We start from the raw sequence: 12,336 nt of genomic DNA on the forward strand, positions 1-12,336 counted from the left end.
AAGCCCGGCGGTTCTGCTCTTTTACAAGAACCGCCGGGCTTTAAAACGCACGTTAGAGCAGGGGACTGCTCTTACTTGGCAGGGACATAGCTGGATGGGTTGCCATCAGCGCCCTGATTGACCATGTAGTACTGGTTTTCGCCGGTGTCGAACACGAGGAAACCATCCTGATCAGCAGGCTTGGTCTGAGTGCCCCATGGAGACTGGATGGTCACTTCAGCAGCTGGCTCATAACCAATCGCGGACATACGAACCATCTCAACAGGAACAGTCTTCAGCGCACCGGTCAGGCCAGCGTCTTTTGCGTTAAACAGCGCCAGCACTTCCGGAGCCATGTCCAGACGCTTCACAAGGCGGGTGTTCTTCGCAGCAACTTCTTCCAGACCAACCATCTCATACTTGGAATCGAAGGTCTCTTTGCCGATCACGTAAAAATCAGGGCCGGTCTTGCTCATCTGCAGCGCAACAACAGAGCCAACATTCTTCGCGATGTAAGCATCGTCGTAGCTGGTGGAATCAACAGAGCCCAGAGGGCCGCGGATCGCTTCTGGCAGGTCAGCCAGCTTGTCACCAGTGATCTTCCAGCCAAGGATCGGACGGTCCTTGATGTAAAGCTCTTTGGATGGTGCGTGCTTTTCAACGCGTGCGGTCAGCTCTTCCTGGCTCTGAACATCGTCCTGAGCAGATGCAGCCAGAGGTGCGCTTACAGCAAAAGCGAGCAGGCCCGCTGCGAGTGTTTTTCCGAAAGAAAATGAGTAGGTCATGGTCGGCCCCTAAATGTAGATGGGGGAATTAGGTCAGGAGCCAAATCAAAGTCAAGCGTCTCTGCGAGTTTCGCTAGGAAATTGAAATATATTAGTATTCTCACATATGCGCTTGTTTACATCTGTGATTGTATCTCGCTAAAATACCTTAGGGTCAAAAACTCATTCCAATTACTGATGGATGACCTAAGTAATTTCAATTATTGCAGAGTGTGATTTTGGATTACACCTGATTACTCCCCCGCTGCTCAGCGAAAAATACCGACCTCATTGATCCGGCAACCAGTCGTACACCCGTCTGGAGGCAGGAAAGGAAGCTGCAATGTCCCAAGCGACCCAAGCTGGCGCCAACGCCTCTGTCCGGCGTGGACCAAACGTCCCGCTTATCATCATCAGTGGATGTATCATCGGGATTCTGTCCTTCGGACCACGCGCGACGCTAGGCCTGTTTCTGACACCCATGTCCTCTGAGTTCGGCTGGGGCAGGGACGTCTTCGCCTTCGCTTTGGCGCTTCAGAACCTAATTTGGGGAGCAGCACAGCCTTTCGCTGGTATGATGGCAGACAAGTTCGGCACTGGCAGAACACTGGTGCTGGGCGCGATCATCTACGCCATTGGCCTCTACCTCATGAGCCTGTCAGACACACCGCTCCTGCTGCAGGTATCTGCCGGTGTTCTTATCGGCCTCGGCGTTGCTTTCACCTCATTCTCTCTGGTGCTGGCAGCCTTCGCGCGCTCCGTTCAGCCAAAATACCATGGCATCGCCTTTGGCATGGGCACAGCAGCAAGCTCCTTCGGTCAGTTCCTCTTTGCGCCTCTTGGCCTCGGCCTGATTGAAAACTTCGGGTGGTCAAGTGCGCTGGTCTACATGGCAGCTCTCATCGCCATTGTGCCGCTCTTTGCCTACATCCTGCGCGGACGCTCCGCAGCTCCTGCTGCTGGCAGCTCCGCAAACCCGCAGGACAACCTGACCCTGTCTCAGACATTGGGTCTGGCCTTCAAAACCAGAGACTACATCCTGCTGGTCTTCGGCTTCTTCGTCTGTGGCTTCCACGTGGCTTTCATCACCGTGCACATGCCAACCTTCATCGTGGATCAGGGCTTCGATGTGTCTGTCGGCGCATGGGCGCTGGCACTGATCGGCCTGTTCAACATCGTGGGCTCCATGTCTTCAGGCATTCTGGGTGCACGCTTCCCGAAGCAATATCTGCTCTCCTTCATCTATCTGGCCCGCGCCATCGCCATCATGCTCTACATCACCCTGCCGATCTCGGAGATGTCGACGCTGATCTTCGCAGCCACCATGGGCATTCTGTGGCTCTCGACAGTGCCGCCAACATCCGGCCTCGTTGCGGTGATGTTCGGCCCGCGCTACATGGCAACCCTGTTCGGCATTGTGTTCTTCTCCCACCAGATCGGCTCCTTCCTGGGCGTCTATCTGGGCGGCGTGCTCTATGAGCAGAGCGGCAACTATGATGCCATCTGGTGGCTGGGAATTGCACTGGGCATTTTCGCGGCGATCGTGCACTGGCCAATCCGCGAGCAATCCGCCACCGCAGGGCGACTGGTCGCCAAGCCTGCGTAAGGCCCCCAATAGTCGAACTAGCTAGGTTTCTCAGCGTGTTACACCGCAATATTGCCTAGCGTTATTTTCTTGCCTTATGGCCCTCCTTCTGCCAGCTTTCATGCAACATGATTTGGCGAGAAGGATTGGCCATGAGCGAGTTTGATGCCCTTTGGATTGAAGCAGACGAAAGCGGTCGTAAACCGCTGCCTGCCAAGTGGAATAAGGTCACAGTTGACCAGCTCTCTGAAGGCGATGTGACAGTCAAAGTCACGCACACCACCATCAACTACAAGGATGGTCTGGCCCTGGCAGGCGCACCGGGCATCACCCGCAAGTTTCCGATGGTGCCGGGCATCGATGTGGTTGGTGAAGTGCTCTCCAGCGAAAGCGACCGTTTCAAGGCTGGCGATCAGGTCATTCTCAACGGCTATGGCGTTGGCGAAGTCCACACTGGTGCTTACGCGCAGGTCGCCCGTCTGAAGTCTAAATGGCTGCTGCATCGTCCGGAAGAACTCTCCGCCGCCCGCGCCGCTGCAATCGGCACCGCTGGCTACACAGCCATGCTCTGCGTTATGGCGCTGGAGAAATACGGCCTCACACCTGACCACGGCCCAATTGCCGTCTCCGGTGCATCCGGCGGCGTTGGCTCTGTTGCCATCAGCCTGCTGTCCAAGCTCGGCTTTGAAACCATTGCCTTCACGGGCCGGACAGAAGAAGCCGACTTCCTCAAAGGCCTCGGCGCAACAGAAGTGCTTGACCGTGCAGAACTGGTGGAGAAGGGCAAGCCATTCGGCAAAGAACGCTGGGCAGGTGCAGTTGATGTGGCAGGCAGCCACACACTGGCAAACCTGCTGGCGCAGACCAACTATGGCGGTGCTGTCGCAGCCTGCGGTCTGGCACAAGGCATGGATCTGCCAGCATCCGTTATGCCGTTCATCCTGCGCGGTGTTGCGCTGCTGGGTGTGGATTCTGTGATGGCGCCAATGGCTTTGCGTGAGCAAGCTTACCGCCGTCTGGTGCAGGATCTCGACCTGACCAAGCTGGACACCCTTTCCGAGACAATCAAGCTGGCAGACGTTGAAGAACGCGCCGCCAAGCTGCTGAAGGGACAAGTCCGCGGTCGTACCATCGTGGAAGTCGAATAGCGTTCAACCGCTGCGTATCGCCGAAAAGTGGGAGCCGGTTTTCGGATAAAGATACGCGAATACAGGAGCTTCAAGCAAAGAAAAAACCCGCATCAGTGGTCGCTGATGCGGGGTTTTTATTGGAGCGATCAGGCTACCAAACTTGCCTAGACCAGGAGGAGGGGATTAGCTCCACCCGCCTTTGTAGGTCTTGTAGAAGATGTGCTTACCAATACGCTTTTTACGCTGCATGGTTGGAGCCCAGTTCGGACGAACATAAGTCGCGTGATAGTGCGTGGAAGCGTCCACGGCTGGGATGCTCACTTCACCATTCACGATCTGCTGCGCGATCTTCTTCGCTTTTGCCCATGGGCCAGCTTCAGTCACGCGCTCAGGAATGCCGTCACAGGCAAAGGAGAACTGACAAGCGTTCTTCATGCTCTTGTTCTGATAAACCACACCGCAAACCGTGTTCGGGTAAGCAGGGTTCTTCAGACGGTTAAGAACAACCTGTGCCACCGCAATCTGACCGTCACGCGGCTCACTGCGGGCTTCAAAGTAAATCGCTTCCGCCAGACAGCGCATTTCGGTTTTGGAGTTCTTCACCGAGCTTGGCAGCTGGCGCATGTACCACCAGTGCGGATTGGTCTCGGAGTAAGACGCCAGTTCCTTGTCAGAAAGTTGCGGCTTGCCGGAAGGCGTAATGGACACCTGCGGCTTGTTCAGCAGCGCATCAAACGGAGCTTTGTCTGTCTGTGGTGTTGCTGGCGCATAAGCGGTTGCCAGCGCAATTTCGTTCTGCTTGGCAATGGAAAGCGTCTCAGGCTGCTTTGGAGCGGCTTTGGCCATCGCAATCTGCTTGCGCGCTGCCAGTGCAGCCCGGCGTGCGGCTTTGCCAAGTGGAGAGTTGTCGGTCTGATCCTGTTCAGGAAGACCTGCCAGCGCATCCCCGCCATAATGACCGTTGAAGGCCATCTGAGGAAGCTGGGAAACAAATCGATCCGTGCTCTTTGGTTTGCCTGCGTTCTGGATGAAGGCAACAACGCGGCTCGGCAGGTTGGTGATTTGCATATCACCCTTGCCGGTGCGGTTCACCGCATAACGTTGTGGTGCTTTCTCCTCAGCAGGCACGAAGTACTTCGCGAACTTCTGGCTGTCTCCTGCAGAGACAGACTGAAGCCACCGCGGTGTATCTTCGTCGAGAGTTCCGGTGAGTGCCGGAATATCCTGCAACGCAACTGGAGATGCAGCAAAGGTTCCAACTGCAAGCCCTGCAGCTAGAATAGGGTACTTAAAGTACATGAGGACAGCACGGCGTCCTTCATTCTTCTTCATCCCATGGCCCGACATACGCAATCTACTCCAAATCAACGCCCAAAACTCAGCGCTTCTCAGTCCCTGAAAAGGGAACCCCAAACTCTGAGATCGACAGGATGAAGAAGCCCGATAAAATCACTCCCACCCGTCAATTTTCCGGATGAGCGCATTTTTCGCTTTTAACCTTGATATAAAGTTAAGCCCGCCAAAACCCCAGTTATTCTGCCACAGTTCACGCCGCTGACAGTCAGCATATGGTTAATATGCAGGGGCAGTACTCACCAAAAAACTAGGGCTATTTCATGTCTGGGTGGATTTTTCAGCGGGCCAAAAATCATAGGAAATAAAAGGCGTCATGCAGAAAATGACACCTGTGATATCTTGGAGCGGCTGTAGGATATCAACACAATCAAAATCTTAACAAGATTAACCATAAGGCCTCTCGTTGAATCCACAACTCCGTTTTTCCTATGAAATTCTGCCGAGAAAAAATTCAAAAAAATTGTAGATAACGTAACGTCATTTAAGGCGAAAATGTGAATCAGAGTAGGCTGACCCGCAAACCTGGAGCAGGGCGCTCCTTCAAAATGTCCCGTCGGAACCGGTAAAGCGCTGCCGGACGCCCGCCCGTAGCGGTTGAAGTTCCCCCAGTTTGCTCAACCAGTTGTCCTGTTTCGACAAGGCGGCGGAAGTTCTGTTTATGCAAATGCCGACCGGAAATAGCCTCCACAGTCTGCTGCAAATCAGTCAGCGTGAACTCCGGCGGCATCAGTTCGAAAACAACCGGGCGATACTTCAGTTTGGCACGCAAACGGGAAAGGGCAGTGGCCAGAATACGCCGATGATCATGAGCAAGGCCTTCGCCAAGGTCGGGCAGGGTGCCACGCTCAAGGGCTGTCGGCTGCTTGTCACGCAGGGCTTCATAGATCAGCCCAGAGCCATAAAGCAGCTCATAGCGATCCAGAACGCGCTCTTCATCCCATTTCAGCGAACCAACGCCAAATGCAAGTTGATAGCGATCCTTCCGGCTGAGCTCCTGATAGGTGCGGGCATCATCATCTGGCCTCTTGCTGAAAGCTTCCATGCTGGGGTGAATGATCTCCTCCAGCATCTTCGGCTGCCCACCGCGCCAGTCCTCCCATGGAAAGAAGTCATACCAAGGACGCCACCGCGCACCTTGCGCGGCCAGAAGCTTTTCTGACTCTGGCGTTTGGCGTGTCAAAGCCAGATAGCCAACTGAGACCATATGCGGCTCACCCGCTTTTGCCAGTGAGTAACGTCCCCGGTCTCCAAACGTATAAAGCTGCTCCACGTGACCAATATGAAGAGCCGTCTGCTCCTCAACAAAAGCACGCAGGCCCAGTTCAAAGGTGCGGTGAACACGCGGATCAAACGGACCCGACGGCAAACCGGAACGTTCGTCCTGCACTTTCTGCGGCACCGTCAGAACAAACGGTACTTTGTCCTTCACGGAAACGATGACAGCATTCAGACCAATGCCGAGCTGAACAGGCTCCATGCCAGCACCCGGGCGGGCTGCATCTCCTGTTTCCATCGCATTGCTCATCAAAGTCTGCTCCGTGTTCATTAGGCAAGTTCAGCAAGGGCAGCAGGTTCAAGGAAGAACTGGTTGCCCTCAAAGGTTTCAGCACCGCGGCCAATCTCTTTGATAGATTGTATCATGCGCCCATTTCGCTGCAAAAGAGTGTCTGCCAATGAGATAAGAAGCGGATTTGGTGTCGCTACAGGAGAAACCTTGCGCAAATGCTGCGCCAGTGCGCGCTCATCAGCCTCCGGCAATGCTGCACAGGTGATGATGTAGGCCGCAGCTGTCGACCGGCTCACCCCAGCCCAGCAATGCACCAGAAGCGAACCGTTTGCTTGAGCCTGCTTGGCAAAGGCCAGCAAACGCTCCACATGCTCCATCTGAGGAGCAATCAGCCCGTCACGTTCCTCTGCAATATCATTGAACTCCAGAACCAGATGATGCGCTGGCTTAGGCTCCACAGGCAAAACCACATCTGTGCCCGGGGAAACGAGAGAAAGCACGTGAGTTGGTGCTGCAACATGCAATGTGTCTTCCAGCTTGGAAAGGGGACACACATGCAGCATCAGCGGCCTCCGATAGCTTTACGAGCTTCATTCAGCTCAGCAAACCGTGCAAGGAAAGCTTCCTGCGCATCCTTAGTCGGCAAAGGTTTGATGCTCTCCGCTAACGCGTCCAGCTGCGCAGCGCTCACTTTGGCTGGCTTTCCGAAAATCTTGTCAGCCTCTTCCTTGCTGAACCCCGCCAGATGGATCGCCTCAAGATAAGCGCTGATGATATCAGCTTTCTTGGCGAGCTTGGCAATGCTGGCTGGCAGATCAGCAGGCAAATCAAAGGCCCGGTGAATGGCATGATGCAGGCGTTCTTCAACCACCTTATAGGTGCCACCCATCACGTTCTTGAAGGGCGAGATCATATCGCCGATCACATACTCCGGGGCATCATGCAGCAGGATCGCCATGCGCCACTGAATGTCCAGATCAGGCTTCAGCATCAGCGCAATCTCTTCCACCACCACGCAGTGCTGCGCAACGGAGAAGGCGTGATCGCCGATCGTCTGCCCATTCCATCGCGCCACACGGGCCAGCCCATGAGCAATGTCAGAGAGTTCCACATCCAGCGGAGAAGGATCGAGGAGATTCAGTCTCCGGCCAGAAAGCATCCGTTGCCAGGCACGGGGAGAAGATGAGGAAAGCTCTGCACACATATGTCAATCAAGCCAGTCGTCGGAGGTATCTAGGTTTCTAGCAATATCTCTTAGTCAGATGAAGGCCAGTTGAAGGTTGCCCACGCCTGAATGGAAGGGGAAAGCATAACGCCATCACACATCAGAGGCACACCCGCGTCCATCGCCGCCTTCGCACGGTCCAGACGCAACATCGCCAGCCCCGCGGTACCAGCAGAAGAACCCAGCGATCCCACACTCTTCTCACCTGCCAGAATGTCTCCACCAGCAGCCGGTAGCTCGCCATCTGCGGAAACCTTGATGATGCGCTTACGGGCAGTGCCGCGGTGCTTCATGCGGGAAACAACTTCCTGTCCGATAAAACAGCCCTTGGAGAAGGCAACGCCATTCAGGCTGTCCATGTCCGTATCATGCGGGAATACGTCAGCCAGCTGGAAATCCTGTCCACTTTGCGGAATGCCAAGACCAATCCGATGCGTATGATAATCAGCCTCAGAGGCCGTCTCTTCAACCTCACCAGTCGCGATATAGCGCAGGCCTATCTCTGCAAGGCGCGGATCCCGCGGTTTGTCTGTAGGCAGATCATCGCCCCACTCAGCAACCACATGAACAGCTTCATCAGCAGGCTCAACAGTCACCTTAGCGCGCAGCTTGTAGAAGGCGAGGCGCTTGGCAAATGCATCCAGCTCATCAGCACTCACGTCAATCAGAAAACCATCCGTGCTCTCATCTGCAAACACAAAGAAGTCCCAGAGGATCTTGCCCTGCGGTGTCAGCAAAGCGCCAAATGCACTGGAGGTCGCGCTGAGTTCGCTCACGTCACAGCTGACCAGATTTTGGAGGAACTCCTTGGCATCATCGCCAAAAACCTTCACGAGCCGACGCGAAGTGAGAATGGTGCGTTCAGATGCCATGGGCCTGTCCTTCCAATGAATAAAACAACAAGAGTGTTTCATAACCCATCCGCCTGCCTCACACCACGGAAAAAGAATTGTTTCTGTGGGTGAACCAGCACTTGATGAGACCACTCTTCCGCGCGCGTTCGTGGCGATGTTTTCTGAAATGATAAGGCTGGTAAAGAGAAAACCAAAGGCCTTGAGGTGTTTATCTGATCAATCCAGTAATCCCAAATTTCTGGCGGGTTTCTGCAAATATCCATGATGTTTTGACGTCGCAAAACTGTCGTCTGCGTGAACTAACTCTTGCTTCACATTGATTTCAGTTCTTGATTCTGGAGATGCACGTGACATCAACTATCAGGCAGTCAAAGAAACGTTTGGATCGTGCAGTACATCGCTCAAAGCTGATCTCCATGGAAGGCGTGCTGGAACGCCTGTTCACTTTTGCTTTTAAGGGGCTGGTCTACCCGCAAATCTGGGAGGATCCCGAGGTGGACATGCAGGCTCTGCAACTAAAGCCCGACTCCAGAATGGTCACCATCGCTTCGGGCGGTTGCAACGTCATGTCCTATCTCACGGCCAATCCGCAGCAGATCACTGCGGTCGACCTCAACCGCGCCCATGTCGCCCTCAATCGCCTCAAACTCACCGCCCTTCAGGAGTTCCCCGACTACGCTACCTTCTACCGCTTCTTTGGCGAAGCAGATGAGAAGGCAAACATCGCGGCCTATGAGAAGTACCTGAAACCTGCCATCGATCCCGAAACCATGGCCTATTGGGAGGGCAGGGACATGACCGCATGGGGCCGCAAGCGGATCACCCTCTTCTCGCGGGATCTCTACCACCACGGCATGCTCGGCTACTTCATCGGTCTCGGCCATCTCATTGCGAAGGTCTACGGCGTCGATCTAACCAGGATGGCAGAGACGCAGAATGTAAAAGAGCAACGGTCGTACTTTGACAAAACGCTGGCCCCGCTCTTCGACAAGCGCCTGATCCGCTGGGCAACCTCCAAAAAGATGTCGCTCTACGGTCTCGGCATCCCACCTGCACAGTACGAAAGCCTTGCAGCAGAGGGCGGGGGCAATATGGCCGGAGTGCTCAAACAGCGTCTGGAAAAGCTGGCCTGCGATTTTCCCATGGAAGAGAATTACTTCGCATGGCAAGCCTTCACCCGTGGCTATGCCCCATCAGAAAGCAGGGGCGGAACCGGTCCATCAGGTCCTCTGCCGCCCTATCTGAAGCCGCAGCACTTCCCGGAAATCCGTAAAAGAGCCTCCCGCGTGCGCGTTGTTAATCGGTCTTTCACAGAGCATCTGGATAATCAGGATGCAAACAGCCTTGATGCCTACGTCCTGCTGGATGCACAGGACTGGATGACAGACAGGCAGCTGAACGATCTATGGGCAGGAATATCCCGAACGGCAAGAACAGGCGCACGCGTCATCTTCAGGACAGCTGGCGAGCCAAGTATTTTGCCGGGCCGGGTGCAAGACGGAATACTGGGGCAGTGGACCTATGAGGCAGCGGAAAGCGCGCGCCTCAACAAGCTGGATCGCTCCTCCATCTACGGTGGTTTCCACCTCTACATCTATAACTGACAAGAATAAGTATGTGAGGGAAGTGAAATGGCGAACGAAAAGTCCTCAGCCTCACTGATGGATAAAATCTATAAGAACCAACGGCATTTTTATGATCTGACCAGAAAGCATTACCTTCTTGGCCGCGATCATCTCATCAAACACCTCTCAGCGCCGCGGGGCAGCACGGTGTTGGAGCTGGGCTGTGGCACCGGGCGCAACCTTATCGAAGCCGCACGGGCCTATCCAACCTGCCAGTTCTTCGGCGTCGACATCTCCTCGCAAATGCTGAAGACGGCAGAGGCAAACATTCACAAAGCCGACCTGTCTCACCGCATCCATCTGGCCCAAGGGGATGCAACCAGCTTTGATCCTTTTGAGAAGTTCGGCATCGACACGTTCGACCGCGTGTTTCTCTCCTACTGCGTCTCCATGATCCCGCCATGGGAAGAGGCCCTGCGCAACGGCACCAAGCTTCTTGCAAAAGGCGGTCAGCTCTCAGTGGTGGACTTCGGTCAGCAGGAACGTCTGCCTAGCCTGTTCAAGTTGATGCTGGAGAAGTGGCTCGGCAAGTTCCACGTGTTGCCGCGTGAAAACCTGCAGGATGTGCTGCACGATATCGCGCAGGACCAACGCGCCAAATTGCGCTTCCTGCCCCTCTATCGCGGCTATGCCTATTACGCCGAGCTCGACAGCAGCTTCTATACGCGCTTCATGGAAAAGCCGGAGCAGATGGACCTGCTGGAAGCGGAAAACGAAAGCCATCGCGAAATCCGCAAGGCCGGATAGTCAATCGCGCAAACAAAAAGCCCACCAGAACCTCTGATGGGCTTTCATCAAACAGTCATCGGAGCAGCTTTAGTCTCCGGCAATAAAGCTGCGGACGTCGCCATTCTTGGAGATGCCAAGGCGATAGAAGGTCCATGCGCCATAATCCAGCATCTCGTAGTAATCAGCTGCAGTAACGATTTGGTACATTTCAACCTTTTGAGAAGGGGTCAGGTCGTGCAAAGGATACCGGGCAAAATAGGGCCAGACATAGGTTTCTTCCTCCGTGCCCTCATTCAGTCGCAAGTAACCAGCGGTGACGATATCCAGCAGGATCGCGAGGATCTCGTGCCCCTCACCATCACCAGAGCTGTCCTTCAGAAAACCGACGGGATCACGAACCGGTGTAAACGACAGTTCCGGCGGCTGCTCCTGCTTGGCAAACAGCGGTGCCAGCGCAGAAACGTCACCACTGCGGGCGATCTTGATCAGCGCCGCGCGCGTCACCTTCACAGCCTCCGGCAATCCTGTATCATCATAAAAGACTTCCAGCTTTGGCAGAGGAGGTTCTTCAGCAAACTCGTTGTCCAACGCATCTTCAAGACTGGTATCTCTGTTGAAATCTTCGTCCAACAGCGGAAATTGCTCAGCCTTGGGGCGCTGAATGCGAATCGTTTCGGTTTTGATTGCCTGTGTTGCAGCCATAGCCGGGGCTGAGGCGCAAAGTAACCCTATGATGAGTAGGCGAAAATACATGAAGTGCTCCGAAACGGACGAGGGGCTTGTGTTTTGCCCCCTAGTTTAAGGGCTTGTAGGGAATCAAGGAAGAAACGACAGAATGCCTATGCACAAGCTAGAGGGCCTTTAGAGAATTTATAGGAAGATCTGACAGGTCTTCTGCGCAGTTTGGAAGTTTGGATTAAAGCGTTGAATATAGAACTCTTCATTACGGGTATGATCATCGGGCTCATCACGTCCGCGCCGATTGGGCCTGTAAACGTGCTGGCGATCAGAAGGGCAGTGCACTACGGCTTTCTGCCAGGCCTTATCGCTGGCTTCGGTGCCGTGCTTGCTGATGGCGTATTCGCCACCGCTGCGGCCTTCGGTGTGACAGCAATCTCAGAGTTTGTCGCAAGACACGAGTTCTACATCCAGACCATCGGCGGTCTCTTGCTGATCATCTTCGGTGTCGTCGTGTTCCGCTCTCATCCGCACCTGAAGGGTGGCAGTGATGGCGGCCCAACCGTGTGGCGCGGTATGATTGTCTCGTTTGCCATGACGGTCACCAATCCCGGCGCCATCCTCGGCTTCATCGCGATCTTTGGCTCATTGGGAGAACACGCTCCGGAGAAGGGCGACTACATCGGCGCGCTTGCGCTCGTACTTGGCGTGCTGAGCGGAGCGCTCTTGTGGTGGGCGTGTCTGTCCGCTCTGGTCTCAAAGCTACGCAACCGCATGAATGACAACTGGCTCTCCGCCATCAACCACGGCGCGGGCGTCGTTCTTCTCGTCTTCGCCGCGATCATTCTGGCAAAGGTTGGTTACGAGCTGTTCTGCTAAACGCTACCCCGTGAATCAAAAAAGC

At 54.8% G+C, this 12,336-nt stretch carries 12 protein-coding genes; 5 read left to right on the forward strand and 7 right to left on the reverse strand.

From position 1 onward, the window contains the following. Positions 1-71: 71 nt before the first annotated feature. Positions 72-764 (reverse strand): hypothetical protein, encoded by a 693-nt coding sequence (locus AC3CB2_RS01300; protein ID WP_014284369.1) that lies wholly within the window; start codon positions 762-764, stop codon positions 72-74. Between the two features lie 322 nt (positions 765-1,086). Here AC3CB2_RS01300 and AC3CB2_RS01305 point away from each other — a divergent pair, with 322 nt between their 5' ends. Both AC3CB2_RS01305 and acuI read left to right on the forward strand, forming a co-directional pair. After that, complete coding sequence (locus AC3CB2_RS01305; protein WP_352931392.1) at positions 1,087-2,349, forward strand: MFS transporter; 1,263 nt, start codon at positions 1,087-1,089, stop codon at positions 2,347-2,349. A 107-nt stretch (positions 2,350-2,456) separates the two neighbouring features. Continuing rightward, entirely contained in the window at positions 2,457-3,476 is a 1,020-nt protein-coding gene (gene acuI, locus AC3CB2_RS01310; protein WP_352931390.1) for an acrylyl-CoA reductase (NADPH), read from the forward strand. A gap of 165 nt (positions 3,477-3,641) precedes the next feature. Here the strand turns inward: acuI and AC3CB2_RS01315 are convergent, their stop codons facing one another. The 5 genes from AC3CB2_RS01315 to ygfZ form a co-directional block, all read right to left on the reverse strand. Continuing rightward, positions 3,642-4,805, reverse strand: coding sequence for a cell wall hydrolase (locus tag AC3CB2_RS01315; protein ID WP_008549839.1), 1,164 nt, complete (start codon positions 4,803-4,805; stop codon positions 3,642-3,644). Positions 4,806-5,313: 508 nt separating this feature from the next. Next, on the reverse strand, positions 5,314-6,339 hold the full coding sequence (locus tag AC3CB2_RS01320) for an NUDIX hydrolase (RefSeq protein ID WP_352931387.1): 1,026 nt from the start codon (positions 6,337-6,339) through the stop codon (positions 5,314-5,316). Positions 6,340-6,359: 20 nt separating this feature from the next. Then, positions 6,360-6,884, reverse strand: a complete 525-nt coding sequence (locus AC3CB2_RS01325; RefSeq protein ID WP_352931385.1) for a tyrosine phosphatase family protein — start codon at positions 6,882-6,884, stop codon at positions 6,360-6,362. After that, a complete protein-coding gene (locus tag AC3CB2_RS01330; RefSeq protein WP_352931384.1) occupies positions 6,884-7,525 on the reverse strand; it encodes a YfbR-like 5'-deoxynucleotidase in 642 nt (213 codons plus the stop codon). Before AC3CB2_RS01330 ends, AC3CB2_RS01325 begins: the two co-directional genes overlap by 1 nt. Positions 7,526-7,575: 50 nt before the next feature. After that, complete coding sequence (ygfZ, locus tag AC3CB2_RS01335) at positions 7,576-8,418, reverse strand: CAF17-like 4Fe-4S cluster assembly/insertion protein YgfZ (protein WP_352931382.1); 843 nt, start codon at positions 8,416-8,418, stop codon at positions 7,576-7,578. A gap of 323 nt (positions 8,419-8,741) precedes the next feature. On the opposite strand from ygfZ, the gene AC3CB2_RS01340 reads away from it, so the two are divergent. Both AC3CB2_RS01340 and AC3CB2_RS01345 read left to right on the forward strand, forming a co-directional pair. Then, positions 8,742-10,004 carry a BtaA family protein gene (locus AC3CB2_RS01340; protein WP_352931380.1) on the forward strand — a complete coding sequence of 421 codons (1,263 nt, stop codon included), beginning with the start codon at positions 8,742-8,744 and terminating at the stop codon, positions 10,002-10,004. A gap of 27 nt (positions 10,005-10,031) precedes the next feature. Beyond that, the gene (locus AC3CB2_RS01345; RefSeq protein ID WP_352931378.1) at positions 10,032-10,772 is read left to right on the forward strand and encodes a class I SAM-dependent methyltransferase; all 741 of its coding nucleotides are present in this window, start codon (positions 10,032-10,034) and stop codon (positions 10,770-10,772) included. 69 nt (positions 10,773-10,841) lie between these two features. On the opposite strand, the gene AC3CB2_RS01350 is transcribed toward AC3CB2_RS01345, so the two are convergent. Continuing rightward, a complete protein-coding gene (locus AC3CB2_RS01350) occupies positions 10,842-11,507 on the reverse strand; it encodes a hypothetical protein (RefSeq protein ID WP_208998114.1) in 666 nt (221 codons plus the stop codon). Between the two features lie 171 nt (positions 11,508-11,678). Between AC3CB2_RS01350 and AC3CB2_RS01355 the strand changes: the two genes are divergently transcribed. Beyond that, complete coding sequence (locus AC3CB2_RS01355; protein WP_352931376.1) at positions 11,679-12,311, forward strand: LysE family translocator; 633 nt, start codon at positions 11,679-11,681, stop codon at positions 12,309-12,311. The last annotated feature ends 25 nt before the right edge of the window (positions 12,312-12,336 follow it).

Source organism: Pseudovibrio sp. SCP20, from assembly GCF_057774105.1.

What these genes read in the sequence shown, in the direction of transcription:
- AC3CB2_RS01300 (WP_014284369.1), bottom strand. Translation starts at nt 764, where the DNA reads ATGACCTACTCATTTTCTTTCGGAAAAACACTCGCAGCGGGCCTGCTC.
- AC3CB2_RS01305 (WP_352931392.1), top strand. Translation starts at nt 1,087, where the DNA reads ATGTCCCAAGCGACCCAAGCTGGCGCCAACGCCTCTGTCCGGCGTGGA.
- acuI (WP_352931390.1), top strand. Translation starts at nt 2,457, where the DNA reads ATGATTTGGCGAGAAGGATTGGCCATGAGCGAGTTTGATGCCCTTTGG.
- AC3CB2_RS01315 (WP_008549839.1), bottom strand. Translation starts at nt 4,805, where the DNA reads ATGTCGGGCCATGGGATGAAGAAGAATGAAGGACGCCGTGCTGTCCTC.
- AC3CB2_RS01320 (WP_352931387.1), bottom strand. Translation starts at nt 6,339, where the DNA reads ATGAGCAATGCGATGGAAACAGGAGATGCAGCCCGCCCGGGTGCTGGC.
- AC3CB2_RS01325 (WP_352931385.1), bottom strand. Translation starts at nt 6,884, where the DNA reads ATGCTGCATGTGTGTCCCCTTTCCAAGCTGGAAGACACATTGCATGTT.
- AC3CB2_RS01330 (WP_352931384.1), bottom strand. Translation starts at nt 7,525, where the DNA reads ATGTGTGCAGAGCTTTCCTCATCTTCTCCCCGTGCCTGGCAACGGATG.
- ygfZ (WP_352931382.1), bottom strand. Translation starts at nt 8,418, where the DNA reads ATGGCATCTGAACGCACCATTCTCACTTCGCGTCGGCTCGTGAAGGTT.
- AC3CB2_RS01340 (WP_352931380.1), top strand. Translation starts at nt 8,742, where the DNA reads ATGCACGTGACATCAACTATCAGGCAGTCAAAGAAACGTTTGGATCGT.
- AC3CB2_RS01345 (WP_352931378.1), top strand. Translation starts at nt 10,032, where the DNA reads ATGGCGAACGAAAAGTCCTCAGCCTCACTGATGGATAAAATCTATAAG.
- AC3CB2_RS01350 (WP_208998114.1), bottom strand. Translation starts at nt 11,507, where the DNA reads ATGTATTTTCGCCTACTCATCATAGGGTTACTTTGCGCCTCAGCCCCG.